The 26209-nt window shown below is 37.7% G+C and carries 31 protein-coding genes; 25 read left to right on the top strand and 6 right to left on the bottom strand.

What is annotated here, in order from left to right; genetic code table 11:
• Nucleotides 1-17: 17 nt before the first annotated feature.
• Nucleotides 18-296, bottom strand: a complete 279-nt coding sequence (locus IGK14_RS13640; protein WP_438712457.1) for a hypothetical protein — start codon at nucleotides 294-296, stop codon at nucleotides 18-20.
• 330 nt (nucleotides 297-626) lie between these two features.
• Between IGK14_RS13640 and IGK14_RS13635 the strand changes: the two genes are divergently transcribed.
• The 19 genes from IGK14_RS13635 to IGK14_RS13545 all read left to right on the top strand — a co-directional run bounded on the left by IGK14_RS13635 (nucleotide 627) and on the right by IGK14_RS13545 (nucleotide 18604).
• Nucleotides 627-800, top strand: coding sequence for a hypothetical protein (locus IGK14_RS13635; RefSeq protein ID WP_200127913.1), 174 nt, complete (start codon nucleotides 627-629; stop codon nucleotides 798-800).
• Between the two features lie 37 nt (nucleotides 801-837).
• Nucleotides 838-1095, top strand: coding sequence for a DUF6275 family protein (locus IGK14_RS13630; protein ID WP_438712455.1), 258 nt, complete (start codon nucleotides 838-840; stop codon nucleotides 1093-1095).
• Nucleotides 1096-1140: 45 nt separating this feature from the next.
• On the top strand, nucleotides 1141-2313 hold the full coding sequence (locus IGK14_RS13625) for a phage portal protein (RefSeq protein ID WP_438712454.1): 1173 nt from the start codon (nucleotides 1141-1143) through the stop codon (nucleotides 2311-2313).
• Nucleotides 2300-3004 carry a head maturation protease, ClpP-related gene (locus IGK14_RS13620; RefSeq protein WP_216448668.1) on the top strand — a complete coding sequence of 235 codons (705 nt, stop codon included), beginning with the start codon at nucleotides 2300-2302 and terminating at the stop codon, nucleotides 3002-3004. The genes IGK14_RS13625 and IGK14_RS13620 overlap by 14 nt, the downstream gene beginning before the upstream one ends.
• Nucleotides 3005-3007: 3 nt before the next feature.
• A complete protein-coding gene (locus tag IGK14_RS13615) occupies nucleotides 3008-4186 on the top strand; it encodes a phage major capsid protein (protein ID WP_438712451.1) in 1179 nt (392 codons plus the stop codon).
• Nucleotides 4187-4203: 17 nt separating this feature from the next.
• The gene (locus IGK14_RS13610; protein WP_438712450.1) at nucleotides 4204-4326 is read left to right on the top strand and encodes a HeH/LEM domain-containing protein; all 123 of its coding nucleotides are present in this window, start codon (nucleotides 4204-4206) and stop codon (nucleotides 4324-4326) included.
• A 3-nt stretch (nucleotides 4327-4329) separates the two neighbouring features.
• Nucleotides 4330-4608 (top strand): phage gp6-like head-tail connector protein, encoded by a 279-nt coding sequence (locus tag IGK14_RS13605; protein WP_148394780.1) that lies wholly within the window; start codon nucleotides 4330-4332, stop codon nucleotides 4606-4608.
• Nucleotides 4598-4969 carry a phage head-tail adapter protein gene (locus tag IGK14_RS13600; protein WP_196044599.1) on the top strand — a complete coding sequence of 124 codons (372 nt, stop codon included), beginning with the start codon at nucleotides 4598-4600 and terminating at the stop codon, nucleotides 4967-4969. The genes IGK14_RS13605 and IGK14_RS13600 overlap by 11 nt, the downstream gene beginning before the upstream one ends.
• On the top strand, nucleotides 4966-5364 hold the full coding sequence (locus tag IGK14_RS13595; protein WP_438712448.1) for a hypothetical protein: 399 nt from the start codon (nucleotides 4966-4968) through the stop codon (nucleotides 5362-5364). Before IGK14_RS13600 ends, IGK14_RS13595 begins: the two co-directional genes overlap by 4 nt.
• Nucleotides 5361-5756, top strand: a complete 396-nt coding sequence (locus IGK14_RS13590; protein ID WP_147735961.1) for a hypothetical protein — start codon at nucleotides 5361-5363, stop codon at nucleotides 5754-5756. The genes IGK14_RS13595 and IGK14_RS13590 overlap by 4 nt, the downstream gene beginning before the upstream one ends.
• 32 nt (nucleotides 5757-5788) lie before the next feature.
• Nucleotides 5789-6400, top strand: coding sequence for a phage tail protein (locus tag IGK14_RS13585; protein WP_010749279.1), 612 nt, complete (start codon nucleotides 5789-5791; stop codon nucleotides 6398-6400).
• 62 nt (nucleotides 6401-6462) lie between these two features.
• Nucleotides 6463-6840 (top strand): phage tail assembly chaperone G, encoded by a 378-nt coding sequence (gpG, locus tag IGK14_RS13580; RefSeq protein WP_438712446.1) that lies wholly within the window; start codon nucleotides 6463-6465, stop codon nucleotides 6838-6840.
• Nucleotides 6841-7044: 204 nt separating this feature from the next.
• Nucleotides 7045-11370 carry a phage tail tape measure protein gene (locus tag IGK14_RS13575; protein ID WP_438712444.1) on the top strand — a complete coding sequence of 1442 codons (4326 nt, stop codon included), beginning with the start codon at nucleotides 7045-7047 and terminating at the stop codon, nucleotides 11368-11370.
• A complete protein-coding gene (locus IGK14_RS13570; protein ID WP_438712442.1) occupies nucleotides 11367-12824 on the top strand; it encodes a phage tail family protein in 1458 nt (485 codons plus the stop codon). The genes IGK14_RS13575 and IGK14_RS13570 overlap by 4 nt, the downstream gene beginning before the upstream one ends.
• Nucleotides 12821-16993: a hypothetical protein gene (locus IGK14_RS13565; RefSeq protein WP_438712441.1), complete on the top strand. Its 4173-nt coding sequence runs from the start codon at nucleotides 12821-12823 to the stop codon at nucleotides 16991-16993. Before IGK14_RS13570 ends, IGK14_RS13565 begins: the two co-directional genes overlap by 4 nt.
• A gap of 15 nt (nucleotides 16994-17008) precedes the next feature.
• On the top strand, nucleotides 17009-17209 hold the full coding sequence (locus IGK14_RS13560; RefSeq protein WP_231436007.1) for a hypothetical protein: 201 nt from the start codon (nucleotides 17009-17011) through the stop codon (nucleotides 17207-17209).
• A 35-nt stretch (nucleotides 17210-17244) separates the two neighbouring features.
• Nucleotides 17245-17538 (top strand): hypothetical protein, encoded by a 294-nt coding sequence (locus IGK14_RS13555; RefSeq protein WP_438712439.1) that lies wholly within the window; start codon nucleotides 17245-17247, stop codon nucleotides 17536-17538.
• A gap of 1 nt (nucleotide 17539) precedes the next feature.
• Complete coding sequence (locus IGK14_RS13550) at nucleotides 17540-17785, top strand: phage holin (RefSeq protein ID WP_010748261.1); 246 nt, start codon at nucleotides 17540-17542, stop codon at nucleotides 17783-17785.
• 39 nt (nucleotides 17786-17824) lie between these two features.
• Nucleotides 17825-18604 carry a peptidoglycan recognition protein family protein gene (locus IGK14_RS13545; RefSeq protein ID WP_438712437.1) on the top strand — a complete coding sequence of 260 codons (780 nt, stop codon included), beginning with the start codon at nucleotides 17825-17827 and terminating at the stop codon, nucleotides 18602-18604.
• A 66-nt stretch (nucleotides 18605-18670) separates the two neighbouring features.
• Here the strand turns inward: IGK14_RS13545 and IGK14_RS13540 are convergent, their stop codons facing one another.
• Nucleotides 18671-19666 (bottom strand): glycosyltransferase family 2 protein, encoded by a 996-nt coding sequence (locus tag IGK14_RS13540; RefSeq protein WP_438712436.1) that lies wholly within the window; start codon nucleotides 19664-19666, stop codon nucleotides 18671-18673.
• 303 nt (nucleotides 19667-19969) lie between these two features.
• Between IGK14_RS13540 and IGK14_RS13535 the strand changes: the two genes are divergently transcribed.
• The 4 genes from IGK14_RS13535 (at nucleotide 19970) to IGK14_RS13520 (ending at nucleotide 21985) form a co-directional block, all read left to right on the top strand.
• Nucleotides 19970-20248 (top strand): hypothetical protein, encoded by a 279-nt coding sequence (locus IGK14_RS13535; protein ID WP_196044736.1) that lies wholly within the window; start codon nucleotides 19970-19972, stop codon nucleotides 20246-20248.
• A gap of 495 nt (nucleotides 20249-20743) precedes the next feature.
• Nucleotides 20744-20992 carry a hypothetical protein gene (locus tag IGK14_RS13530; protein ID WP_438712433.1) on the top strand — a complete coding sequence of 83 codons (249 nt, stop codon included), beginning with the start codon at nucleotides 20744-20746 and terminating at the stop codon, nucleotides 20990-20992.
• Nucleotides 20993-21023: 31 nt separating this feature from the next.
• Nucleotides 21024-21173 (top strand): hypothetical protein, encoded by a 150-nt coding sequence (locus IGK14_RS13525; RefSeq protein ID WP_438712431.1) that lies wholly within the window; start codon nucleotides 21024-21026, stop codon nucleotides 21171-21173.
• 146 nt (nucleotides 21174-21319) lie between these two features.
• Nucleotides 21320-21985: a hypothetical protein gene (locus tag IGK14_RS13520; RefSeq protein ID WP_142967340.1), complete on the top strand. Its 666-nt coding sequence runs from the start codon at nucleotides 21320-21322 to the stop codon at nucleotides 21983-21985.
• A 199-nt stretch (nucleotides 21986-22184) separates the two neighbouring features.
• Here IGK14_RS13520 and IGK14_RS13515 read toward each other — a convergent pair whose 3' ends face one another.
• The 3 genes from IGK14_RS13515 to IGK14_RS13505 form a co-directional block, all read right to left on the bottom strand.
• A complete protein-coding gene (locus IGK14_RS13515) occupies nucleotides 22185-22610 on the bottom strand; it encodes a hypothetical protein (protein WP_142967341.1) in 426 nt (141 codons plus the stop codon).
• 158 nt (nucleotides 22611-22768) lie between these two features.
• Entirely contained in the window at nucleotides 22769-23035 is a 267-nt protein-coding gene (locus tag IGK14_RS13510; RefSeq protein WP_142967342.1) for a hypothetical protein, read from the bottom strand.
• A gap of 188 nt (nucleotides 23036-23223) precedes the next feature.
• Nucleotides 23224-23514 carry a DUF5960 family protein gene (locus IGK14_RS13505; RefSeq protein ID WP_142967344.1) on the bottom strand — a complete coding sequence of 97 codons (291 nt, stop codon included), beginning with the start codon at nucleotides 23512-23514 and terminating at the stop codon, nucleotides 23224-23226.
• 776 nt (nucleotides 23515-24290) lie between these two features.
• Between IGK14_RS13505 and IGK14_RS13500 the strand changes: the two genes are divergently transcribed.
• Nucleotides 24291-24917 (top strand): restriction endonuclease, encoded by a 627-nt coding sequence (locus tag IGK14_RS13500; protein WP_010749962.1) that lies wholly within the window; start codon nucleotides 24291-24293, stop codon nucleotides 24915-24917.
• Between the two features lie 227 nt (nucleotides 24918-25144).
• Nucleotides 25145-25390, top strand: coding sequence for a hypothetical protein (locus tag IGK14_RS13495; RefSeq protein ID WP_016608418.1), 246 nt, complete (start codon nucleotides 25145-25147; stop codon nucleotides 25388-25390).
• Between the two features lie 27 nt (nucleotides 25391-25417).
• Here the strand turns inward: IGK14_RS13495 and IGK14_RS13490 are convergent, their stop codons facing one another.
• Nucleotides 25418-26191, bottom strand: a complete 774-nt coding sequence (locus tag IGK14_RS13490; protein WP_438712428.1) for a MurR/RpiR family transcriptional regulator — start codon at nucleotides 26189-26191, stop codon at nucleotides 25418-25420.
• Between the last annotated feature and the right edge of the window lie 18 nt (nucleotides 26192-26209).

The raw sequence follows: 26209 nt of genomic DNA, 5'->3' as shown, positions 1-26209 counted from the left end.
CCTGTTCATTAGTTTTTTTAAAAGATGTTTTGATTTATCCATTTCCACTGATCTTCTGTAAGCCAACCATTTTTGTTATTGACTACTTCAATAATGATCATTTTGTCACCATTATCTAAGTATTGTTTTAGTTTTTCCATCATTTCTGATGGTGTTAAATCAGAAGTAAATAAAAAAGCTGATTCCCAATACTTGCAGCAAGCGCTGCTCAACTCACCCTTAAATAGTTTAATAACTTCCTCGTATTTCTGTCCAGGACTATTTAAATCGTAGGTTGCTAAGTATGCTTTAGTCATCATTATATCCTCCTTATATTTATTTCAGCTTGTGCATAGCTGATTAATTTATTATATCACTTTTGGTAATGCTTACAATTAATATAAGAGAAAGCGAGTGATCATTATGTATAAACCTCAATATCTAAACGTGGAGCGAAAAACGAAAAACGTAATGGCTGGCAACACAGTTTATTTCACTAAAGTAACTACGACGCCTTTGGGTTACAAGAAGAAACCACCTGAACAGATTCCAAATAAATCGGGTAGACGATTTGCCGGAAAGTGAAGGTGATCCTGAAATCTCGCATTTATGCGTTAAATAAAAATAATAGAAAAGGAGTGGTTTTCGTGGGAGAAGAAAAGAATCATGGGAATGTGACAATTAACTTAAAAATCAAGAAAACTATCTATTTGAAAATCTTGCAAATTAAAATTGTTAGTTTCTTTAGTAAGAAAAAAGCAGAAGAAATGTACAACAATTTGGATGGCAATGACTTTGTTAAATTAAAGTCAATCGTATAAGTAACATCTACTAAAAAATATGGAGAGTGTGAATTTTATGGATGAGAAAGCATTTATTGAAAGATGTCGAGAATTGGTTGAAGAATATGCAATCATACATCTGGACAAAAGTGATCACGAAGTAACTTTTGACGTATTTGTAGTCTGGCAAGTTAAGGTGCTTCAAAATAATAAAGCTTTACTAAGAACTACTATTTCTGACGGGATGTACTATGAAATTACCTACAACGGTGACAAAGATGAACTTTATTTTGATGCATATAAGAAATTCGAAAATAAATGTATTCCGTTTTAAAAATTGCTCAAAACATCTTGCCCGATTGAAAGGTGGTGAAAATATGTGAGTTTATTTGATGTCTTTAAGCAGTCCATACGTAATGAAGAACCCTCAGACTGGATTCCAGATCTCGTCTATGGTGATGATGAATCCGCTCGAGCGTATCTGAAAATCATGGCAAAGAACACAGTGCTAGATTTTGTAGCAAGGACAATGTCCACACTGGAAGTAAAGTTCAAAAACAAAGATGGTACTGCTGACTGGGAATACATTTTGAATGTTCGACCCAACAATGATATGTCGGCTGCAACGTTCTGGGAAAAGTTTTTCTACCGACTTATGGACGACAACGAAGTGCTGGTCATTTTTACTGAAGATAACCAATTGCTGATAGCTGATGATTTTTCTCGTACAGAATACGCCGTTTATGATGATGTGTTCACTGGAGTAACAGTAAAGAACTATGTGTTTCAAAAAAGCTTCAATATGTCAGATGTGATCTACATTGAATACAACAACGATAAACTTGATCGTTTTACAAAGGGCTTGTTCGAAGACTATTCCGAGTTATTTGGGCGAATCATTGAAATTGCAATGCGAAACAATCAAATTCGTGGATCGGTGTCTATCGATTCGACCGGAAGTATTAACGAAGAAAAAGGAAAAGACGGCAAGACACGAAGTCAAAGATTACAAGAGTATATTGACAAGGTCTACAATGCATTCAAAACAAAATCCGTAGCAATTGTAGCAAAAATCAAAGGATTCGAGTACGAGGAATACACCAACAAACAAGGGGTTTCCAATCAGTCACTGGATGAGCTAAACAAAATGAAAACATCGTTGATCGATGATGTAGCCAACGCCATAGGAGTTCCTACGGCGCTTATTTATGGTGAAAAAGCTGACCTTGATTCTAACCTTCAAGCCTTTCGGAAGTTGTGTATCGCACCACTGATGAAGAAGCTTCAGGATGAATTAATGGCGAAAATCATTACAAAAAAAGAATACAAGAACGGTGAGCGTATCAAAGTTTCTAAAGTATTACCTGTCAGCATTCTGGAAAATGCCACTCAGATTGATAAGATCGTTTCTTCCGGAACGTTCTTGCGTGATGAAGTGCGTGAAGTGACTGACTATGATCCGTTGCCGAATGGCGAAGGACAGCAACTGATTATGACTAAGAACTATGAAAAAGTAACGAAAGGGGGTGAGAACAAAAATGCCGAAAGTTAAAAAAGTACCGTTTCAATTTACCAACGAGATCCAAAATGGAAAGCACATTCTCACCTTGAGTGGCAATGTCCAAAAGAAATATTGGCGTGATGATGATGTCATTAATGCGAAAGATATCCGAGAATCACTGGATACAGTCACAGATGATATTGTGATCAAACTAAATAGTCCTGGCGGCGATGTGTTTGAAGGGATTGAAATTTACAACTACCTAAAAGATCACCCATCAAATGTCACTGTCGAAGTAACTGGTTTGGCAGCTAGTGCAGCAACTTTCATAATTGCTGGCGCTGACGAAGTGATCATGAATGTTGGCACTTCATTGATGATTCACGAAGCTTCAACATTCGCATGGGGTAATAAACAGGATATCCAAAAAACATTGAACGCTTTGGAAACGATCGATGATTCTATCTTGGCTATTTACTCAGACAAGACCGGTCAATCAGCTGATCAGTTGCGTGAATGGATGAATGAAGAAAAATGGTTCACGGCAGACGAAGCAGTCGAATTCGGATTTGCTAATTCTGTAAAACGTGCCGAACCTCAAGAAGAACCGCAAGATATTGCATCAATGATCCAAGATGCCGTTGCAGTTGCTATGGCTAGTTTAAGTCAACCTGTAACAAATCAAGTGGAACAAGAACCAAAACCAAAATCATTAATCGCACGATTGCGAAAAGGAGAATAAACTATGTTAAAAATTACAGACAAAACTGCAGATGCGAAGAAAGTCTTTAACGCTATTTCTGCAAAAGAAGATGCAACACCTGAACAAGTAAACGACGCTTTAGAAGCTTATGTCACTGCGATTGCAGAAGATGCAGGATCGCAAGTACGTGCTGAATATGAAGAATTGAAGAACGTCACTGACAACCAAATCCTTCAATCACGTGGCATTCCAGTTTTAACAGCAGAAGAAACTAAATTCTACAATGAAGTAGAAAAAGCCGGTGGCTTCGACAAGGACATTACATGGCCAGTGACGATTTTCGAGCGTGTATTTGAAGATCTTCAAAAAGAACATCCTATTTTACGCCTAGTGAATTTCACACCTACTGTTGGTTTAACTAAAACAATTCGTTCTCGCCGCAAAGGGGTTGCCGTTTTCGGTCCATTGCATAAAGATCTTGAAGGGCAATTAGATGCTGAATTCGGAGTGGAAGAAGCAACACAGATCGCCTTAACTGCGTTCTTCTTAATTTCAAATGACACGCTGCATTTAGGTGCTCGATGGATTAACCGTTATGTACGCCTTTGCTTAACAGAAGCGGTTAAAGATGCTTGGGCAACTAAAATTGTTACTGGTACCGGTAAAGACGAACCGATTGGTTTGTTGAAAGATTTAGATGGAGCCGTTGTTGGTGGGGTTTATCCGGATAAAGCCAGCGTTGGTACTTTGACATTCAAAGATGCACCTTCGATGGTTACTGAATTTGCAGCTGTTATGAAAAAAATGGCTTCTTACAAACATTCAATTGGTACTGGTGACACAAATGCTATTGATGAAACACGTGTGGTTGACGGTAAGATTTACTTAATTATCAACCCAGTCAACTACTACGATATTGTTGCACGGCTAACGATCCAAAATGCAAATGGGGTATTCGTGACGAACATGCCATTCATTTCCCCTGATCACATTATCCAATCGGTTGATGTTCCTGTGAACAAGCTAATTGTATTTATCGAAAATGGCTATGATGCTACTCAGTCTCAGCCTGAAAAGATTTCTGAATACAAAGAGACGTTTGCGATGAAACGTGCAACCCTTTATGCCATTGACATGTTGGGTAACGGTAAGCCTGTTGATAATTATGCAGCACAAGTCTATGACATTGCTATTCCAACTAGCGGTGGCTCGGGGGAGTAACAACGCCTAACGCTCGTATGGCGACTGTAGCCTATTCTAGCCTTACGGTTCCAGAACTAAAAGCGTTGTTAGACGAGCGTGCAATTGATTATGCAAGCAACGCTAAGAAGCAAGATTTAATTGATCTATTGGAGGGATAACGAATGAACGATCCAGTTTTTATTGATGAATTCAAAGATCGCTTTCGTATTTTTCATTCATCCGAAGATGAAAGTATTGGCAAACAACTGGAAAGTGGGTTTGCCGATATCAAATCAATTATTGGAGAGTTTGATCCTACAAAGTATGAAAAGGGCAAAGAATTAGTCTATGAGCGCACTCGTTATTTAAGGAACGAGGCGCTCGAATACTTTTACGACAACTTTCAGATGATGATCATGGACGCTTCAATTGACTTGGTAGGTGATCAAGTTGCCGATTAAAACAAAATATGAAAGACCTGAAATTGTAGCCGGTGATTTGAATACGCCGGTTACTTTTTTTGAAGTAAAACCAAACGATGGACCTGAACCGGGTGAACAAGACCACAAGAAATTGTATTACTGTACTTGCTTGGTCTACAATCCTTCTTCTAAGGATAGAGATATTCTTAGCGGCAAAGGAACAAAAAAAGCTGTCACTATCAAGATTCGAGATCCATTCACAGACTATTTGCCAAACAATGCGCATAAAGTAGTCTTGGATGATTTCCGATACAAAGATGATGTATGGGATATTGTAGATTTTGCGCCTGATGTTGAGAATAACGATTTTCTTAAAATCATCTTGGGGGTGACTTCATGAGCGTTTCAGTTAAAGGCGTGGATGAGATTCTAAAGAATCTCGAAGCCAATCTTGGGCCTGCAAGAACCAATCGAATCGTAAATAAGTCGCTTAAGAACTATGGGCAAAAACTGCAGCAAGATGTGCAGGAGGCGGTATCCAGTTACATGGATACTGGTGAAACTCATGACACAGTAATTGTTTCCGGAGTGAAAAAAGGGCCGCCTAAAACGATCGAAGTTGGTTGGGGTCGAGGTTCAAGATGGCGCTTAGTGCATTTGAGTGAGTTTGGCTTTACTCGGTTTGGCAAGTACATTAGCCCTAGAGGGATGGGAAAATTACAAGGGGTTGTTGATAAAACAGAAGGATCTGCATTTGAAGAGATGCGGTCAGAATTGGAGGAGTTAGCACGATGAAAGATATGATGATGGAAGTCTACAATGTTTTATCTGCTGATCCTACGATTGCAAAAGAGGTGACTGCAAAGAACATCAAATTCTATGAAGTACCTGAAAGCTTCGATTCGACCAAACCTTTTATTATCATCGATACACCACTTGGGCCGCCAACTAGTGCTTACTATGCAGCCAACAAAGAGATGTCGCAAACGTTCAGTTATCAAATTAACGTTGAAACTCAATCAAGGATTTTGACGAAAGAAATTGCTAAAGCAGTGAAAGCTGCGATGTGGAAATTTGGTTATGCTCAGTTAAGTGGTGGGCTTGACGAATATTTCTCAGAAACAAAACGCTTTGTGGATGCAAGACGTTATCGAAAAAACACACAAATTCATGACACTGATTATTAATCGGTGTCTATTTTATTAGGAGGAATTTATAAATGGAAACTTATGGCTTTGATAAATTATCGGTTCGAAAACTTACTACAGCTTTAGAACCAGATACAACAGCGGAAATTCACATTTTAGAAGGTAAACAAAAAGAAGGTGGACCTACTGCCTTCGACTTAACAGGGCTATCCAAAGAAGCGGTGAAAGTATTTGCCGGTAACGTTGAGTATTACTTGTCCAAAAAAGGTACCGGATCAGTAGCTGCAAACTTTGGTTTACTGGATGTGCCTGTAGAAGTTGAACAAGAAATCTTAGGATTGATCAAAATGGCGGAAGGTATTGACGGTTTCGGTGATGAAACGGATCCTCCTTATATGGCTGCAGTCGCTGAAGCAGAAGATTTATATGGTGAACCAGTTGCTTTTGCTATGGTAGCCGGGTCGTTTAATCGTGATGGTTTTTCATTGGCCACTAAAAACGATGAAGACTTTACACCAGAAGCGGGCGAGTATGTTTACAACGCAATCTCTCGAAAAATTACCATTGGTGAAAATGATAAAACTGTTAAAGTCTTACGTGCATTTGGGACGGCTGCAGTCGCTCAACTAAAAACTGCCGTTCTTGGTGGCGCTGTTACACCTCCAAGTGGTGGTGGACAGTAATATGACAAAGGTTAGTCTTCGGACTAGCCTTTTTATTTTTTGATTAATAGGAGGAATTATACATGTCAGAAATTGGAAAAGAAATCAGATTGGATCTAATGATCAATGGAACAAGAAAGACCTTCACACAAAGCCACGTACCGTATTCAAAAGCTTTAGATTACACGGATGGTGAAGCAAAACTTTTCAAGAAGGATGACGAAGGCAATGATATTGCTCCTCCGGCTAGGGAGCTTACAGAATTCCGAGCTGAGTTTGTAGCCGGCTTGTTTGATGATAAAGATTTAACAGGCACTGTCCTTTTAGATGGGATCGATGCATGGGACAGAGATTTGATCATGGAAATCATTATGTATCGTGTTTTAGGTTACGAGAAAGACGTGAAAGAATCAGATCCAACTGACAAGAAAGACCCAAAAGGAAAAAAGGACGGAAAATAAGTTCGTCCGATCATCATGAGTTACAGGTAGACGTTGTGAGATCGATATTGAAGATTTATCCCAGTTGGACAATCAATGACGTTCTGAATACAGATACACTGTACCTTTATGAAATTATGTTTAAACAAACGCCAAAAGGAAAGAAAAACAAGAAAAGAAAAGAAATCAAGCCGTTGGCTGATTTAGTGAAAGGGGGCGGATGATTTGGCTGGTGCAACTCCATTAGGAAATATGGTCATAAAGCTAGGTTTGGATGATGCTGATTTTGGGAAAGGCGTTGCTAATTCTAAAAAGCAAGTACAATACCTAGCAAAAGAAATGCAAGCAAATATGAAAGTTGCTGACTTGGCAGGAAACAAACTTGGCAAATTAGGTACTCGATACGATAGTTTAACACAGATTATCAAAGCACAAGAAAATCAAGTGACCGCCCTCAAGAAAGCCTATGATGGTTCATTTGTTGATGGTAAAGCTACTGACTCCACGAAACGGCTGGCTAACCAATTACAAGATGCTAACGGTAAACTGGCAAACTATAAGCTACAGTTACAAAATACCGCAGGAGCGATTGCTGACTATCAAATCAGAAATGAAGGTTTAACTGGTTCAATCAATAAAGCAAGCGATGTTTTAATAAACAACGGCAAAAGACTAGGGGACATAGGATCTAGTTTGACAAAAGGCTTAACTGTACCTATTGCGGCTGGTGTGACTGCTGTGACTGCCGCTGCTATTAGTTGGGAATCAGCATTTGCTGGTGTAAAGAAAACATCAGACGAAGTGGTGGATAGCAATGGTAATGTTGTTTATTCATACGATGATCTTGAAGCGAGTTTAAGAAATCTTGCAAATGAACTACCGTCAACCCATAGTGAAATAGCTGCTGTTGCCGAAGCTGCAGGGCAGCTGGGGATCCAAACAGACAATGTTTCTGCATTTACTAAAGTAATGATCGATCTAGGCGAGTCAACAAACATGAGCGCTGAAACAGCTGCTACTGAGTTGGCTCGTTTTGCTAATATTACTCAAATGTCACAAGACAAATTTAGTAACCTTGGATCTGCATTGGTTGACTTAGGTAATAATTTTGCAACAACAGAATCTGAAATATCGGCGATGGCATTACGGCTAGCAGGTGCCGGCGCTCAAATTGGTATGTCCGAAGGGGATATCTTAGGTTTTGCGGCCGCTTTAAGTTCTGTTGGTGTAGAAGCAGAAGCAGGTGGATCAGCATTTTCTAAAGTCATGATCAACATGCAGTTAGCTGTTGAGAAGGGAACAGGCGCCTTTGAAGAACTGAAATCTCATGCGGACGATCAGGGTGTATCGTGGGAGCGCCTTGTTTCGGCCGTTCGAAATGGTGGAAAAGAATTAACTGGCGTATCCAAGGAAATGGGCTTTACATCTGCTGAACTCAAAAAGATGTACAAAGAAGCTGATAATTCAAAAACAAGCTTAGAACAGTTCGCCGATGTCGCTGGAATGACGAGCGATAAATTCTCAGATATGTTCAAATCTAATCCATCTGCAGCAATTATGAAATTTGTTGAAGGGCTAGGAAAAGCAGAAGAACAAGGATCGACAGCAATTAGTGTTCTCGACGAGATGGGAATAACTGAAGTTCGATTAAGAGACAGTTTGCTGCGTGCAGCTAATGCCAGCGGAGTATTTGCTGGGGCGGTAGAAATGGGTAACAAAGCATTCGGAGAAAACACCGCTCTTGCTGAAGAAGCTGGTAAGCGTTACGAGACAACAGAATCCAAACTTAAGATGCTGAGAAACGAAGCAGTTAACGCTGCAATTGATTTGGGCGGTCCGTTTGTTGATGCATTAAGAGATGGATTAGAATCTAGCAAGCCTCTTGTTGAGCAACTAGGAAAACTTGCAACTGCCTTTAGTGAAGCTGACCCTAAAACCCAACAAATGATTGTTAAATTGCTGGCAGCAACAGCTGCAGCAGGTCCATTGCTATCAATAACTGGTAAGTTGAGTGGTGGCATTGGAAGTCTCGGGAAATCGTTCATTGATTTGAGTGCAAGCATGGCTAAGAAAAAAGCCATTGATGAGGTGAAAAAATCTTTTGCTGATGGAGACATTTCCGCAGCAACCTTTCTTAAAACTTTATCAGGAGGATCGGGGACGGTCACGAAATTCGGTGCTGCCGCAAGTGGCGCTGCTGGATCGAGTGGTATAGGGGCTATGGCAGCAGCGTTGGGGCCATTAGGTCCGCTTATTCTTGGTATCGTTGGTGTTGGTGGTGCTCTTGCAGTTGGGTATGGTGCATGGAAATTATTCGGTGAAGAAGCTTGGAATTCTAGTCAACGTGTCCAACGTTGGGGAACTGATGTTGGAGAAGCCGTTGATGGTACCTTAACAAAAGTGCAGGATAATACGCAAAAAGCATCAGGGCAATTCGGTTTAATGGCAGATGGATTTGCCACTAACTCTGACTCTATGATTTCAAATTTTGAGAAAATAGGACAGACAATTGAAGACAGCCTTGTGAAGAAAGTCGAGGGCTTGGATAAATTAATAAAAGAACTTCCTGAATCTGTTAATTCTTCTGTCAGTGAAATGGTAGAAGACGAAAAAGTTAAGGCGGAATCTGCATTACAAACAGTTCAAGAGAATACCGCAAGAATCACAGAGATAAAGAAAGCAGCTAGTAATAGCAATCGAGAGATTAGTGTATCTGAAGCAAAAATTATTCAAGATCTGGCGAAAAATACAACTCAAGCATATGTTGAAACTTTAGATGTTTCTGCAAATGAGAAGAAAAAAATACTTGCAGCCATGAACGCAGATGTAGCAAATGCAACAGAGGAAGAAGCAAAATTGTGGTTGCAATCTTTAGGTAAGCAAAGGCAGATAGCCCAGCAAAATGCAACTTTAAGTAGACAAGAAAAAGAAAAGTACTTACAAGATTTGGGATACAAATTAGATGGCGAGTTCGCTAAAAAATTTCTGGCGGCTTGGGATGAGATAAATTCAACGACTGTAAAAGGTTTTGATTCTCAAATGGAAACGATTCTTAAAAAATATCCTGAATTGCAAAATGAGGTCTCTCTTGCAAACGGTCAACTAATTTCGAGTATGGGTGATTATGCTGATAGCGCAATTGCAGAAAACGAAAAAATCCTAAAGAGCGCTTCTGACTTATCAAGAGAATTGGCATCAAATGCAGAAAAGAATGCGGAAAAAATCTCTTGGACTGCATCAGAATCAAGTAAGGCTGGTAAGAAAGCAGCTCAAACTTGGAATGATTTAGTTTTTGATGAAAAGACCGGAGAAGTTAAATCCAATGTTGCAGAGGTCGTTACAGAAGCTACTAAAGATTCCCTAACGTGGAATAATTTGAAGCTAGTAGTCCATGATGCCGACTTAGATAGTAATGCAAAAGACGTTATCGGTGAAGCTGCAATTGCTAATGGTTGGTGGGACGGTATGGCTTGGTCTGATAAAAAAGCAGTTCTACAGGACGAATTCTCAATAACAATGTACAAAGCATTAGAAGACTCGGGAAAATGGGCAGAGATGTCATTTGATGAGAAAAAGGCATTCCTCTACTCTAATACTCCTGAAGTCATGGCAGAAACAATGCTTAATTTGGGAATGTGGGAGCAATTTCAACCCCAGATTAAAAATTTGAATGCTGAAAATTATGATCTCTTAAATGCATTAAGCTTTTCGAAAACTTCATTGAACGAGTATAACGCACTAGATCCAGAAGTTAAAAGATTGATAGCAGAAGATCCAGCAACCTTAACGGTTAGTCAATCTAAGAAAATGCTAGAAACATACAACAGTGTTTCTCCAGAACTAAAAAGATTATTGGGAGACAATACAAATGTAAATAGCATATTGGCAAACTCTAAGAGCAAAATCAATGATTACAATGCTACTGGCGTTGGTGCGAAACATTTACATGCAACAGCAGATTATTCTGAAGTACTAAGAGCGAAGAGTGAAATTGCTCAAGTATATAGCAAAAATGTGGTAATTGATGTTGAGTATCGTGGGAGAAGAACAGGACAGACAGCTATTCCAAATGCCAAAGGAACAAATTACCACCCGGGTGGAGATATGATCGTAAATGATCAATCAGGACCATTATACAAAGAGTTGGTTCAGTTCCCTGGTCAGGCTCCATTTATACCTCAAGGTCGAAATGTGTATATTCCCAATGCTCCTGCAGGAACGAAAGTTGCTCGAGCTAGTATCACCAAATCGATCATGCGGCGCTTGGGCATTCCAAAGTATGCTGACGGCGTGGGTATTCCGGAAGATTCTTCATTGGTTCGGAACTTGAGAAGTATGAGTCCATTTGTAGAGCCAACATCAACTACGATTGTTAATACGCAAGACTATACGGATCGATTGGATCAATTAATTAAAATTATGAAGAATTTTGATAACAGCCTTAAAAATCTTCAACTTGTAGTAGATAAAAAAATAATGGGTACAGTTGCAAATGAGCAACAAAATCTAAGAGAAATGGTGATCAAAACAGTTAGGGGGGAAGCTAGATGAAGTCAGATGTGCTTATAAAGTTTGGTTCGTATGAACTCACAAAAAATATGGACTTAATAGTGTCGCCGGATTTCTCTATTCTTCCTCTATCAGATACCGAATTGGAAGAATCGGAAAACGATAAAAAGCTATCGCTGAAGTTTCAAATGGAGTCTGATGATTTTGTACAATCCAGAGATGAATTAGCTTTAGCATTGTACGGTAAAAAAGAAAACAAATTGACCATCTCTATCTTTGAGAATAGATATTGGTTAATGAGTGTGGAAGATAGCACATCATTTGTTCGCAGTATGGATTCAAGAGATACGATTGATGTTGAGATAGAATTTAAGCTGAGCAAGAACCGCTCCTTTTCCACAGTAATTGAAACATTTTCGACTAAATTAAATTCAGAAAATGTTCTCGAATTTGAAATTAATAATTCAGGGACAGTACCTGTGCCTGTTGACTATCGTATCAAATTAAAAAAAGAGAGCGGCTTTATCGGTTTGGTTTCAGAATACGGCGCAATGCAATTCGGTTTAGTAAATGAAGCAGATGGGACGATGGTTGAAAGTGATAAAAGCAAACAATTGACCAATAATACAAATGGTAATTTTGACAATTGGACTAATGGGACGACTTTCTATCAAGATCAGAATAAAAAGTCTGTAACAACAATGAGTGCAAATGCCACATATGGTTTAGGCATATTACCAGCTAGTTTTTCAAATACGGCCAACAGTAACTTCTTTGGAGCAATCAAAGAGATTCCATTAAGTGAGTCCGCAAGAAACTGGTATTTGTGGGCGCAAGCGTGGTTTGAAACCGGAAGAATGGGCCAGACAGGTATGTGGACACTTGCGATTGTCGATGAACAAAACAAACCGATTGCTGCTTACATTTTGAGAAAAGGGGATACCACTGGGAACAAGGCACAGTGCTATTTTTGGCTGAATGGTAAGATTGTAAAAACGTTTGATTTTACTGCTTCTTATTGGGAGAAGGATAATCCGTATGGATCAGAATCAAAAAACGCTCGCAGAAATCCTTTTGATATTCGAAAAGAAGGAAATCGTGTTCGCTTTTTCTGGAGAGGATCATATTATTACTATACTGATTCAGCCATAGAAAATGTCAAGGCAAGTAAAGTTCAATTCTTTGTGGGACAGTTCAAAGGAAGGAACACATCAACGCAAAAGGTCACACATATGTATATTAACAATTTAGCCTTTACTAAGTTAAATGTTGAGACATGGCGTGATGATCCGAATCGATTTCCCAATAACTCAGAAATTTTCATTAGTGGATCAGAGACATTACTGTACTTGAATGAAATGCCCAGACCAGACGATGAAATCAGAGGTTCGACTTGGTTTAAGGTTCCTCCGGGACTCACGACTGTTCAATTATTATTATCCGATTTTGCGGAAGTCGAAACCGCAACTGCAGAATTAAGGAGGGAATACTTGTGACAACTGAAAATGTACGGATTGCTGTTCGAGATGCGCAGGATTCTCAAACCTTGGCGTTTATGGATAATTCCGCACCTAATGCGATTCACTTCGACCAGGCGGATCTAACCCGTTTCTTTGAAGGGGACTCGACTGTCTTACAAATGCGGTTTAATAAAAAACACGATCGAGCCAACGCCATTCGAGAAGGGTCAAAATTAGCTTTTATCTACAAAGGAAAAGACTATTGGCTAAATATTATTACAGCAAAAGATGTTAGTCATCAGCGAGAGTTGATGGCTTTTTCTTTATCGCTTGAGCTGAACAAAGAAAAAGTTGGTTTTTATGCTGCAAATACTGCTATGGCTTTTGTGGAATATCTGAAGAGTATTGATTTTGAACAAACATTAACGATCGGTATCAATGAGATTGCAGACAAGAAACTCAAGCTTGATTGGGATGGGGACCAATCGAAACTCGGTCGTCTCTATTCGTTAGCAAATAAATTTGATGCAGAGATTTCATTTGAAACTATCCTGAATGACGATTATTCTTTGAAGCAACAAATCATTAATATTTACAAAAAGCATGACGAGAGTAATCAAGGGATTGGTCAAGATAAAACTGCTACTACTCTTAGAGTTGGTAAGGATTTAAAAGTGATCAATCGTAGTGCGTCCCTTGAAAATTTCTATTCCGCTATTCGAGGAACCGGTAAAGATGGAATTAGTATCAATGATATAGAATTTGAAGAACTTGATGCAAACGGAAATGTGCTTTACTTTAGCAAAAAAGGTCAAGATGTGATTTGGGCTCCTCAAGCAAGGGATGCTTTTCCATCAAAAAATAATCCGGGCAATGATGGCTATCTAGTCGAGAAAAAAGGCGAGACTGAATATACCACTGTAGAAGCGTTAAAAGGCTATCTGCTCTCAGAGCTTAAAAAAAATAGCAGCGTGTATGTTGATTATGAAACAGAGGGGCATTTTGATAGTGATCCGGGGGATACCTTCTCACTGGAAGATTCAGTTTACTATAGTCCACCGCTTTACCTTGAGGCGAGGGTATACGAACAAACTGAGTCTTTGGTATTGGGGGATTTTTCAAGTGACAAAACAACCTTTTCCAACTTTGTTGAAAAAACCTCAGAAATAGATTCCTCATTACTTGCTCGCGTTCAAGCATTGATAGAAGCAAATAAAGTCTTTGCGTATGAAATAATTACTAGTGATGGAGTTACTTTCAAAAATGGATTCGGCAGTACCACATTAACTGCTCGTGTTAGAGATAGTATCAAGGATGTAACAGATAACTTTAGTCTGAAATGGTATAAAGATGGCACTTTGTTTTCAAATACCAAGACAGTGACGATCAATGCTGCAGATATCGAAGAAAAGGCAGTCTTTCGTTTTGAAGTAGCAGACGATTCGGGGAATGTGCGTGGTGGTGCTGAGGTGACGGTTACCAATATTGATGATGGTAAGAAAGGAGAACCAGGCGAAACATACTATCCACATAAAGGGTGGTTGATGGCAGACGATACCTTTACCAAGGTTTATCCGAACGAGAATTTAATATTGGGTAGTATATCACCTTCATCGCTAGTTGGAACAAACTCAGCTAATCAAGGTATGTATCCATATCGCTTTTCTTTCGGTGCTCTTAAAAATATTCCTGCCAAATTGGGAGATGCTGTGGTTATTGCTTATGATTGGGAAGTTCTAGGAGATGACGTTGCAGGTACCTTCCTTCCTCAATTTGGAAACACACCATACTCTATCGCGAATAGAGAATCTTTTACTGTGACGAATACTAATAAAAAAGGAACTTCATCTTTTATAACCTCGGTTGCAGCTTCTTGGTTGGCGAGTACGGCAGTAGCTGTAAATCTTGGCTTTAGGGCTGATAATTTGAAAGGCACTCTAAAAATCACTAATTTCAGATTTTTGATATCCGATGTTGATTCAGGTTGGCTTCCATCTCCATCCGAAGACTACGAAAATGCCTATCCTAAATATGAAGGATTCTATTCAGATACGAATGTAGAAGGCTCAGACAATCCTGACGATTACAAACCATGGACACCATTCATGGGACCACAAGGAAAAGACGGTTATACACCGGTAAAAAATGTTGATTATTTTGACGGACAACCCGGTCAAAATGGGAAGAGTGCTTATCTATGGATAAGATACTCTCAGAATGCCGATGGATCAGGAATGACTACAGATCCAGCAAATGCTAAATATACAGGTTATGCTACAACGGAAACGAACGTTGCACCTACTAGTCCAAGCGTTTATAAGTGGCAACAAACGAAAGGCGATCCTGGTATTGGTATTCCCGGAGAACCAGGACCAGACGGAAAGACGTCATATCTGCATATCAAATATTCGAATGATGGCGGATTGACTTTTACGGGAAATGGCGGAGAAGACGGTGGGGATTATATTGGGCAGTATGTTGATTTTACGGAAGCAGATAGTACAAAGCCAAGTGATTATACGTGGTCATTGACGAAAGGTTCCAAAGGGGACAAAGGTGATCCTGCACCACTCATTTCTTTATCAGGTTCAACACAAGCGATCACAGTTGATAAAGATGGAAAGATCACTCCAGCTTCTAGTTTTGCGGTGATCGGAACTGCAGTGAACACCGCTATCTCAAATTGGACGTATAGTCTAAACGGTGGGAATTTTGGTTCAGCTGTGCCGACTGGTGTTACTCGATCAGGTAATACGGTTACGATTAATCCAGTTACTGCGACATTTGATACATTCACCATCAAGGCGGCTGATTCGACTGTGAGCGATGTATTCACCATTTCTAGAATCAAAGACGGTGGAGAAGGACCTCCTGGATCAGATGCTTATACTGTGTTTCTTACGAACGAATCCTACACCTTTGCTGGATCAACAACTGCAGCATTGGCTGGATCAACAAAAACAGAAGTGATCGTATATAAAGGCATCAATAAAATTACACCTACTAGCATTACTGTAGGAACTAAGCCGACAGGACTCTCCTCTAGTGTGAGTGGATCAATAATCACATTAACAGCTACAACTGAATTAGTATCAAAAAGCGGTATTGTACCGATCACAATCATAGCTGATGGCAAAACATTCACGAAGCAGTTTTCTTACGCTCTATCTTTACAAGGGGCAACAGGAAATACCGGCAAAGGGGTTACTGCAGAGGAAATCAGCTATGCTATTTCTCAAGATGGAACAACTCCGCCAACGTCTGGATGGTCAGGGACAAGACCCACACCTAAAGCGGGCTGGTATATGTGGACAAGAACAAGGTTCAAATATACGGATAATACCTACAGTGCTTATTTCTATCTTGTCGCTCAACAAGGAAAAGATGCGATCATCATTTCTGCCACAGCACCAACTAATCCAGCAAAAGAAGACTTGTGGCAAGATCCAAATGACACAACAAGTACAGTGTACAAATGGGACGGCACAAAATGGATACATTGGGGGATTTCAATTGATAACTTGATTGCAAGTAATGTGCAAATTGAAAATGGCGTGTTTAAACGTGTGGAAGGTGCGCTGATTGTTGGTTCAGAGTTTTCAAATCCCTACACACGGAGATACGATGATGGAACAATAAAAATTGGTGAACTAACCATCAAAGACGCAGAAACCAGAAATGCTGGAGTTATTCGTAATTCATCTGGCGTAATCATTCAATCCTACGAACAAGTGATCAGTGATCAATTTATCCATATGTCCAGATATGAAGGAAATTCAATTGGAGACCAAACAAAACTTATCGCATCAGCTTCCATGACTTTTGATTTGATTCAATTGAACAATCGAGAGGCAGGGTTTGCTGGATCTCTGTCTGCTGAAATGCTCTATGATACCGGATGGCTTAAAGTGACCAGATTAAAAGGGACTGCTGGTGATATCTATTTAAAACGTTACATGAACAGGATTCTAATTCGATTCGATCAATTTGTTTGGAATGGTTCAGCCAATGGAGCAAGCACCAGCAACGCTGTTGCCATTCTTCCAGACAAGGTAAGAGAAGGGTTTCCACAAATGTTTACCGTTCCAGTCTGGATTGAAGGGAATGCGACTGAAAAATTCCAAGTTGAAAACGGTCGTTTGTACAAGCTATCGAATAACAGCGGAAACAGTCGGATCACAGCAGTAGGTGAGGTATATATCTAGGAAGGAGGGAAACAGATGGTTATTTCATCAATCTCGTTTATTTATGACAATGCGGGCAATGTTTCTGGTTATTCGGTTTCAGTGTCGAGCAAGAAGAAAGGCATGTCTTTTCAGTCAGAAGTGACGCTAGCGAAAGAGGATTTAGATCTCAGCTTCGTAAATGAAGCAGTCAAAGCAAAAATGTTACAAATGATAGAACAAGAGCAGCCAGAATAGGTTGCTCTTTTAATTTATTGGAAAGTAGGTGGCATATGTTAAACGTAGGGGAGTTAGCAACTTGGGCGGGTTGGATTATGACAATCGTGGGAATGCTGGCATTTGTAATCAAACCAGTAATGTCCAATTTTACAAAAATTTCCGACAATCTAACTAAACTGGCTCATAATTTAGATCTTTTAACAAGAGATTTAGAAGCAAGTAAATCTGATCGTGTTGCAATTCATGATGAATTAAAGCGACATGATGAGCGCTTGGATAAACACAATGATCGATTGATTGAGCATGGGGAACAATTAAAGTCTTTATGGAAAGAAAGAGGGAAATAATATGAATCTGACGAACAAGCAATATGATTTAGCAAAAAAAGTTTTAACCGTTGGGGTGCCAGGTATCACGGCGTTTATCGTAACTCTAGGTGGTTTATATGGATTCTCGACAGAAATTATTGTTGGAACGATCACGGCTGCTGCAACTTTAGCTGGTGTGTTCTTGAATATCGCTAGCAGCCAGTATCAAGATGAACAAAAATCAGATTTTGGTGATGGACAAGAGTTTACCGACAAGAAGGAGTAGCCGATTGGCTGCTTCTTTTTTTTAGAAAGGATGATTGATATGAATTTCATCAAATACGAGTATATCAATATTAATGAGTACTCAAGACCAGGTATCAGGAATAACGGTATTGATGGTATCGTTATGCATTACACCGCCAATAGCGGTGGCACCGCAAGCAATCACAAGAACTATTTTAATAACCTAAAAGGAACCTATGCTTCTGCTCAACTGTTTATAGATGATATTGAAGCACTCTGTATCATTCCTTTAAATGAAGTTGCGTATCACGCCAACGAAATCAGCAAATACAATGCAGATGGTTCACGCTATCGTCCGCTGTATTCTAAGATAGGCAACGCCAACTATTCAACGATCGGTGTTGAAATGTGCCTAGACAAGAATGGAAACATTACGGAAAAGACATTCCAAAATGCTGTGAAGGCCGTTAAAGAATTGATCGCCATTTATCCTCATATTACGAGAGAGAAGATTTGGCGCCACTTTGACGTAACAGGCAAAAACTGTCCAGCTCCTTGGGTGGCAAAACCAAGTGAATTCGAACGATTCAAGAACGCAGTTTTCAGCAATACAAGCAACAACACACAAGCAAACACACCACAAATTCAACCAAAGAAAGTAGGAGAAACCATGTTACTATTTAGAAATCAAAATGATCCGAAAGTTTACTTTTTGACAGGAAACAAATTTACTCATGTGAAAACAGAAGGCGACTTGAAGAAAATCCAAGCGATGATGGAAAAAGCAGGCTATGAAACTTGGATTCACACAGATCCAGTTCAAGTTGCGTATCTCCGCAAAGTAGCAACAGAAGTATAAAAAATTGCCCACTCAAAATAAAAAAGTGGGCGTTTTTTTTATTAATAGGACAAAGAAAGCTTTCAATTAAATTGTTTGTTTTGATTTGCAGCCGATAGTTCCTTTACAATAAAACTTAGAAAAAAGAGGAATTAGATGCGATTTTTCGAGTGATCGAAAAGCGAAAACTATTAATCTGTTTTTTATTCCCTCTCCTTTTAGTTCATTAGATAAAGGGTTGAGTGTACTATCAAATTTCCTGTCAGAAATCCATTTTTTAATTCGTTTATGTTCAATTAGAAAATCATTTCTATGAGCCTGTCTTCCTGAGAACAGAAGGAACCAAACATAGTAACGCTTAATAAAGTATTTTAAGTAGGCATCTGATTGACCATGTGCAGCTTCAATTAACTTATCTAATAAGAAAAGAATATCAATATCTTTATTAAAACCTTTTTGACAAGTATTTGAGATACTGTGGCCATTAAAATACCAATTATATCCGACATAATCAATTGACACTATTTTTTTGGTGTTGCTGAATACTTTTAAATTAAAGTAAACATCTTCACCAATTGGATAATCTAAGAATAAGATATTGTTGTCTATCAAAATCTGGCGATTATAAATTTTTGCCCACGGCGCAAGAATAACATATTTTCCCCAATCACAATCCCGTGGAAAATCAGAAAACATGATTTTGCTTTTGTTCACACGCTTATAACCACCGATTACCAAATCAGCATCGTTCTTGATACAATTATCAATAAATGTCTGAATGTAATCCTTCTCAATATAATCGTCGTTATCTATAAACATTATGAATTTCCCGGTCGCTACTTTTATTCCAAGATTTCTAGTTTTAGATACACCTTCATTGATTTTTGTAATAACTTTTATTCTTGAATCTTCCATTTCTTTTTCTTTTAGGATCTCTAAGCTGTTGTCAGTTGACCCATCGTTAATTAACAGTAACTCAAAGTTTCTAAACGTATTCGCAGTTATTGAATCAATGCATCGAGTCAAATGTTCTGCAGCATTATAAATAGGGACAACAATTGTGAGTGAGGTTACGGTCGACATTTTTTCACCTTTTATTCTGAAATAAGTTTCTTTTAATAAAAAATAGCACTCAGAGTAAAAAAATACAACTTACAGAATTGTCACATAACGATCAGGCAAAAGGTGAGTTAATTTAATTGATTTTAGAATTGCTCATGCAAAGAGTGGATTTTTTTGTCAGCAAAAATAATCTTCTTCCTTGCTGTTAAAATGCTTCTAATGTAGAATTTTCTGTGACGACATAAAATCGTCAATGAAGAGTATCATGTCTAAAAAATTGATAAAAAGTTAAAGATGCGTTAGATTTGTATTAGAGGTGATTCTATGAAAGTCGATAAATTACATTACAGAAAAGTAATTAATAGTGCAAAACACCTAGAGTACAATGCGATAAGATACTTTCAGTCTTTTTCTGATCATAGTAACATTGAAACAATTAATGAGGAAATAGACTATTTAATTAAAAATGATGTTTATCATAAGATAGTACGTACATCTCGAAAGTCGTTTTTGGGAGATAAAATATTGATCAGAAAAAACTTCGAGCAGGATTTTAAACTTTTAGAGAAGTATGCAGCTTTTTTTAACCAGCATGAAATTTGAAAAACAATACTCATAAAAACTTTTCATTTAATTATGTTACTCCTCTATGAAGATGGTTGGTTTTTATAAATAAATAGCCCGCTTCAGCGGGCTTGTACATAGATCATATTCATTTCACTTGCAGTAACCAAGTTTATCCTATAGATTAGTATATGCGTGCAATACTCTACGAGGAGTATTAGGCGGTAATGCTTGGGGAAGTGTGCCTAGTACTCTTCGATTTTTTTATTTTAGCATTATTTCAATGTAATAGATATTATTGATTAGAAAACCGTCATAAATTTGTTGAGTTTGATTATTAAAAGATGTATTGTAGACTCATACCCAAAATGTTTATTTTTCGTTTACTCTTTCGAGATCCACTCTACGCAGGATAGGGTGGATTTTTTTTGAAATAAAAACTATGTTCTTGTAGAATGGAATTATAGCCTTGACCGGGGCTATTTCATTTTATATCTTTTTTCAGGCCCACTCTCCTTGAGGGTGGGTTATTTTATGCAAACAAATAGCCCACTTCGGCGGGCTTGTACATATACACATAAAAATTTTGAGGAGTTGATTGATGTGACTACCAAAGAATTAAAAGCATTGATTGAGCAATTTGAAGATAAAGACGAAATAGAATTTTGTGCAGCGACGTCCGAAGGGAATGGCTACTTTGATGAAATCTTCTTAGGGAAAGTCACTCAAAAAGCAAAAGAAGGTGAAGGTATCCAAACGATCGAACTATACTTTGGTTGCTAAGCTATCAAATACTTAGAAAAAGGTGGGTAAATTGGCTAATAAAGATTTATTAAAAATAAAAAAAGATTTAATTGAAAAGAGCAAAGGCTCTGAAAAAGTTAAAGTGACCGAAAACCAAATAAAAAGCATAAAGACTATAAATAAAGAAACCTTTCTGTATTTTCAGTTTTTTCAAGAGTGAATTAATAATATTGATATCCAGAATACTATGGTGTAATATAAATTCAACCAACCAATTCAATTTTTTTGTTATACTTCTTTTGGTCCACTCTATTTTGTAGTTAACTGGCTCAAAGCAACTTACTAAGTGAAAAGAGGAAATTTAAAATGAAAAAAATGTTAGTATTAATGTCTTTTCTAGCAATTTTATTGGCTGGCTGCGTTCAGAAAAGTGTCTCTTCTAATGAGTCTAGAAATTCTAATGAAATTACAACCGATACTTCTTCTACCTTAAAAAGCAAAGAAAGCACAAATGATTCTACGACAGATGAGAAGCGATCGATTGATACATCTGAGGTTTCTGCTACTGTAAAAAATACAGAATCAACAATGGAGTCTTCTTCTCAATCAGAGAAAGATAATTCACTAGAAGGTTATTCTGACGATCAAATCGAATATGCTCGCGTATGGTTAGCAACTATGGGAACCACATATAAGAAAGATCTAGAAGACCCCAATACAGGATTTGAATTACATGTGCGTAAAGAATCTGCAGGATACCCTGTTAATCCATATGCTGAAGACAGTGTTACTTTTCCGGAGGATACTGTTATACTCAGCGCTAAATACGCATATCAAAGTTTAGTTATTTATTCTAGTAATTATGATGGAACTATTACGAAATATCCAGTTCCTGGTCATTTTCAAAATCAAGAGGAAAACACGAGAGAAGGATCTCAAAAAATTTTGGATGGTGCTACCATAGTAGCCATTCCTACAAGTAATCCAGAAGATGTCAAAGAACTAATTAATGTAATGCACATAGATAATTAGTCTCTCTTATAGATAACTAGGACCTGCTTGAAAAGTCATCCTGAAATCACAAAAAAATAGCATTTTATTCAAAAAAATTAGAATTTTGTTTTGCGATGATTTATTCTTAACATTTCTGAATTTTTTAATAGAATTTCAGTTTTCAAACACGCTCGAGTTTCAGTATAAAAAAGACCCTAGCGAAAGCTAAGGTCTTTTTTTATTGTTTCCATTCACCTGTTCTTAAGTCTATTAGTTCTTCCAATTTAAGAACAGATTTAAAACTTTCATTGTATTCATTATTTCTTGTTTGCTCGTCGAGCTTAAATGATAAATTGTAATAATCACCATTTTTCTTTTTTAGTATTAAATTATTTTCTATCAAAAAATTTATTATCTTTTTTTGCCGATCAAGATCATCGATCTCAAGAAAGAAACATGCAACTCCATTACCATCTTTGCGTGGCATACTACTTAATTTTGCAGTGCTAACAATTTCCTCAACAACACTTTTTTCGCAATATGATCTAATTGTGTCTCTCGCATCAAAGAAGTTAAAGAAAACCATCCATTTTCCTGTTTTAAATTTATCCATACTCTTTCCGGAAGTGAAATATTCCCAATTAGCTAAAATTACGTTATCCATATTTTTACCTCCTTTTAATAAGAGTAACACTTATAATAAACGATTACAATATCGTGTGAGATCGTTTTCGTTCAGTTTTATAGATTGAGAATGAAAAAAGTTATTTATTGTAAATATTTGAAAAGGGAAGTAATTTCACAGAAAAAAACCTGTGCTCTTTAGAGTATGGATCCTTTATTCATTGCTTCAAATTCAATCATAATCTTCGTCTTACCAATCACCGAATACTTCCTAACAACAAATTGTTTCCTACTATTATACTCACCAGCAACCACAATCTGCATTCCTTCATCCACTTCGGCTAAGAAATTCAAACTATGCGCCGCAATCAAGCAGTTAACATCATCCAAAGAAAACCGCACCAAAGGGGTCTTGCTCATCTTCAACACACGTATCTTCGATACATAGCCTTTCATCGATTTCATAACAATCGCCTCCATAGTGTTGTACATAATAGCAGCAATCCGTTTTGCCTAAAGTGACAGCAACATAAAACTCGACACATTTTGCACCGAATAAAGCTTCCTGTGACTCAGAAACACTGTCCGGAAATTCATTTATAAACCCAAAGAGAGATAGGTAGCCCTGTTCGTATTGAGTAATAAGATTCATATCAGTTACCGCCAGGTCTATATATTTCATTAGGATCGTACTTCCTAAGTATCTTATCTTGTGTTCTGACATGATCAAATAAATAATCTTCGCCATCGACCTTGAATACAAACGCCAGTTCTTCCGGATATCCGCTATAACTGCTGGGGATGGTAAAGTACGGCTTACCATAATTTTGCATAGTCTTAGCAAACTGTTCATATAGCAGGTGCGCTGGCCCCATACGTTGAACAAACTCATAGTAGTAGCGCTCAAGTGCGTAGGTTCTTTGGTGTGCTAAAGGTATTTGCATAGCAATCACTCCTTACAAGAATTATACGAACGTTTGTTCTTGTTGTAAAGCGAACAAAAGGTAAAGAAAAAAGCCTAACACAGGCTTTGAAAACTATGTATGTTGGTTCGTATCATGCTGGCGGATTGACTACCCCTTGACTACCCCGAAAAGAAAACAAGGGAATTTATAGAGTATATTACAATACTAAAAAAGCTGAATTTAAGCTAAGTGAGAAATACTAGACCTTATTAAAAAATTCAAAGATATGAAATACGGTCTCAAAGACACAAACGCTGCAGAATAAGACAAATAACTGCAAATGTTGTTTCGACAACATTTCAGAGGTTTCCCTTTTACGAGGGAAACCTTTTTTGTTTTTATAGGTAATAGACACGCAACTGCTAAAGCGAAAGAAACCATTCAGAATCTGTTACAAGTAAAGTAAGAGGACTCAATAGATCAGTAAGACAAGAATGTGGAAATTAGCACTATAACGAATCCTATCTAAAAATTTTCTTAAATGAAGCAGTGATCAAGAGTGATTTGTTTTAACCTTCGATTGTTATTGAATATTCAAGCTTCAATTGACTTTTAGCTTAAATAAAATTATCATTAAATTAATAATGTCCCTATATAAGTTTATTATTTTGACTTATTTCACCGAATTCAAACGATTTTTTGAGAAAAGTAGATTTTTCCTCTCTTAAGAACCAGTTTTATTCTACATAATTAAAGACCACTTACTAGCTAAGCTTTAACTAATCACATCCAAAACAATCAAGAAAGGAAGAGACATGTTTTCATTTAAGAAAAAGAAGGAAGTTATTAATTTACCAGAACTAAGCAACTTTAATGAACGTACATACCCGAAAAAATTGAAAAAGATTGTGGCTCAATTAGAAACCTGTAAATCTGAGGATTTGAATTATATTGCTGAATGTATTTTACAAAAGATGGGATATACCGTCCAAAACATCGATGGTTACAAAGATGGTGGTATTGATGTGTATGCTTTTTCTAATAATAAAAAGGCAATAGCGGTCCAATGTAAAGCTTGGAATCCGCAAAAGACAACGGAGCGGATCAGTAAGCCACTCGTTGCCGCATTTAAATGGATTTTTCCAGACAAAGGGTTTCCCAATGGGCTTTTCATCACTACACATTTTTTTACAGATCAAGCATTAGAAATAGCCGGTGATAATCTACTGTTGGTTGACAGAAAAAAGCTGATTGAGCTGCTTGCGCATTTTTATCCAGAAATGATCAGTGAGTTATTTTATTATAAAACCTTGACTGAATTAGAAGAATGCAAGAGTTGTAAAAATGGGAAGAAGTTGAAACTTTATAATAAGAAGAAACGCAACTATTACTATATCTGTGAAACATGTGGAGAGTATAGCTCGTTTAATTATTCATCATGAAAAAAAACAAGAGAAAAGCGTAATGAATGAACGGATATCCGTTATTCATTACGCTTTTTTCGCGACTTATGTCACAGTCATTTTTTTTCTCAAATTAATTTTAACAAATGTGTCCTATACGTCGGGTGTAATGACTAAAACAGCCTCGTTTGTTTCGGTAGGTTCGTAGCCAGCTTCCCGTGTTTTTGACGACTTAAAGTGTATTTGAATAGAAGAAAACGTAAGAAATGGCAATCAAGCAAACCAACAATAAACCAGAGAGTGACAGAAAAAGCAGCATGATTCGTTTCTTCTTCAATCCAAGTACAAGTATCACTACATTCAATAGAAAGAAAACAAGTAAAATCGCTAAATATTCCATAACTGGTCCTCTTTTACGTTTTTATTTATCTTACCAGAGATTGGCTGCTTTTCCTAGCAGAAATTGGCTGAAAATGGCTTATTCAAGCGTCTTTCAAAATACTGTAAGTTAAATGAATTAAGGAAAACCAAGAGAACTTTTATGGCTCTGAGACGCTTGCGGCTTGTTTTTGCCAAGCATCATATTTTAACAATAAGTACTCGATCACAAAGAAAAGTGTGGCGGTCGTTTCAAAGGGAGCGATCGCATTTTCGGTTGACTGGATCTCTGGATTTAAAAAGAAAATCGTTTCAGAACAGAGTTTAGAAACCGTTGAGTTTCTCAGCTTCGTGATCCCGATCGTGTTGATGTTGCGCTGTTTCAGTTGCTTTGCTAGTTTGACAACGGTGGGTGACTCACCATTTAAAGTAATCAAAATCACTAAATCATTTGGCTCGATGATGCGATAAAATTGTTCATTGACTGAGATCGCACCAAAATCGTAGACAAGTAGTCCATTAGGCAAAAATAAGAGTTTCATATAATTGGAAACAAGGTTTTGAATGTCCCCTGAACCATAGACAAAGATTCGTTTGGCATGAGCCATCATCTTGCACAATGCTGTAAAATCTTTCTTTTTTAAATTTTCAATCGTTTGAATATGATTGTCGAGAATTTCGCCTTCAATCTCAGAGAGTAGGGCATTTTCTTGTTGTACCTCGTTCTTTAAATGGTATTTGAATTCTGAAAAGCCATCAAAGCCGATTTTTTGACAAAAGCGCATAATCGTCGTCCTAGAAACGATGCACTCCTTGGCTAAATCATTGATGGACATTGCCAAGCAGTGCTTTTTGTGAGTTGTGATGTAGGACCAGATCAAAAAGTCATTCTCGGTTAATCTTGACTGGTAGGTAGTGATACGGTCTTGCAGCATAGGCTATCTCCTCATTTT

Source organism: Enterococcus sp. DIV0970a (assembly GCF_051711265.1).
GTDB lineage: Bacteria > Bacillota > Bacilli > Lactobacillales > Enterococcaceae > Enterococcus_D > Enterococcus_D casseliflavus.
The sequence above is the reverse complement of the archived record's forward strand: the minus strand, read 5'-3'. Positions and strand labels throughout refer to the sequence as shown.

Excerpts from the sequence above, each read along its gene's own strand:
- IGK14_RS13510 (WP_142967342.1), bottom strand. The coding sequence starts at position 23,035 with ATGAAATCGATGAAAGGCTATGTATCGAAGATACGTGTGTTGAAGATG.
- IGK14_RS13590 (WP_147735961.1), top strand. The coding sequence starts at position 5,361 with ATGAAAGATATGATGATGGAAGTCTACAATGTTTTATCTGCTGATCCT.
- IGK14_RS13555 (WP_438712439.1), top strand. The coding sequence starts at position 17,245 with ATGTTAAACGTAGGGGAGTTAGCAACTTGGGCGGGTTGGATTATGACA.
- IGK14_RS13500 (WP_010749962.1), top strand. The coding sequence starts at position 24,291 with ATGTTTTCATTTAAGAAAAAGAAGGAAGTTATTAATTTACCAGAACTA.
- IGK14_RS13545 (WP_438712437.1), top strand. The coding sequence starts at position 17,825 with ATGAATTTCATCAAATACGAGTATATCAATATTAATGAGTACTCAAGA.
- IGK14_RS13570 (WP_438712442.1), top strand. The coding sequence starts at position 11,367 with ATGAAGTCAGATGTGCTTATAAAGTTTGGTTCGTATGAACTCACAAAA.
- IGK14_RS13520 (WP_142967340.1), top strand. The coding sequence starts at position 21,320 with ATGAAAAAAATGTTAGTATTAATGTCTTTTCTAGCAATTTTATTGGCT.
- IGK14_RS13490 (WP_438712428.1), bottom strand. The coding sequence starts at position 26,191 with ATGCTGCAAGACCGTATCACTACCTACCAGTCAAGATTAACCGAGAAT.
- IGK14_RS13615 (WP_438712451.1), top strand. The coding sequence starts at position 3,008 with ATGTTAAAAATTACAGACAAAACTGCAGATGCGAAGAAAGTCTTTAAC.
- IGK14_RS13550 (WP_010748261.1), top strand. The coding sequence starts at position 17,540 with ATGAATCTGACGAACAAGCAATATGATTTAGCAAAAAAAGTTTTAACC.
- IGK14_RS13640 (WP_438712457.1), bottom strand. The coding sequence starts at position 296 with ATGACTAAAGCATACTTAGCAACCTACGATTTAAATAGTCCTGGACAG.
- IGK14_RS13535 (WP_196044736.1), top strand. The coding sequence starts at position 19,970 with ATGAAAGTCGATAAATTACATTACAGAAAAGTAATTAATAGTGCAAAA.
- IGK14_RS13505 (WP_142967344.1), bottom strand. The coding sequence starts at position 23,514 with ATGCAAATACCTTTAGCACACCAAAGAACCTACGCACTTGAGCGCTAC.
- IGK14_RS13530 (WP_438712433.1), top strand. The coding sequence starts at position 20,744 with ATGCAAACAAATAGCCCACTTCGGCGGGCTTGTACATATACACATAAA.
- IGK14_RS13595 (WP_438712448.1), top strand. The coding sequence starts at position 4,966 with ATGAGCGTTTCAGTTAAAGGCGTGGATGAGATTCTAAAGAATCTCGAA.
- IGK14_RS13630 (WP_438712455.1), top strand. The coding sequence starts at position 838 with ATGGATGAGAAAGCATTTATTGAAAGATGTCGAGAATTGGTTGAAGAA.
- gpG (WP_438712446.1), top strand. The coding sequence starts at position 6,463 with ATGTCAGAAATTGGAAAAGAAATCAGATTGGATCTAATGATCAATGGA.
- IGK14_RS13495 (WP_016608418.1), top strand. The coding sequence starts at position 25,145 with ATGGCAATCAAGCAAACCAACAATAAACCAGAGAGTGACAGAAAAAGC.
- IGK14_RS13605 (WP_148394780.1), top strand. The coding sequence starts at position 4,330 with ATGAACGATCCAGTTTTTATTGATGAATTCAAAGATCGCTTTCGTATT.
- IGK14_RS13515 (WP_142967341.1), bottom strand. The coding sequence starts at position 22,610 with ATGGATAACGTAATTTTAGCTAATTGGGAATATTTCACTTCCGGAAAG.
- IGK14_RS13540 (WP_438712436.1), bottom strand. The coding sequence starts at position 19,666 with ATGTCGACCGTAACCTCACTCACAATTGTTGTCCCTATTTATAATGCT.
- IGK14_RS13620 (WP_216448668.1), top strand. The coding sequence starts at position 2,300 with ATGCCGAAAGTTAAAAAAGTACCGTTTCAATTTACCAACGAGATCCAA.
- IGK14_RS13585 (WP_010749279.1), top strand. The coding sequence starts at position 5,789 with ATGGAAACTTATGGCTTTGATAAATTATCGGTTCGAAAACTTACTACA.
- IGK14_RS13560 (WP_231436007.1), top strand. The coding sequence starts at position 17,009 with ATGGTTATTTCATCAATCTCGTTTATTTATGACAATGCGGGCAATGTT.
- IGK14_RS13610 (WP_438712450.1), top strand. The coding sequence starts at position 4,204 with ATGGCGACTGTAGCCTATTCTAGCCTTACGGTTCCAGAACTAAAAGCG.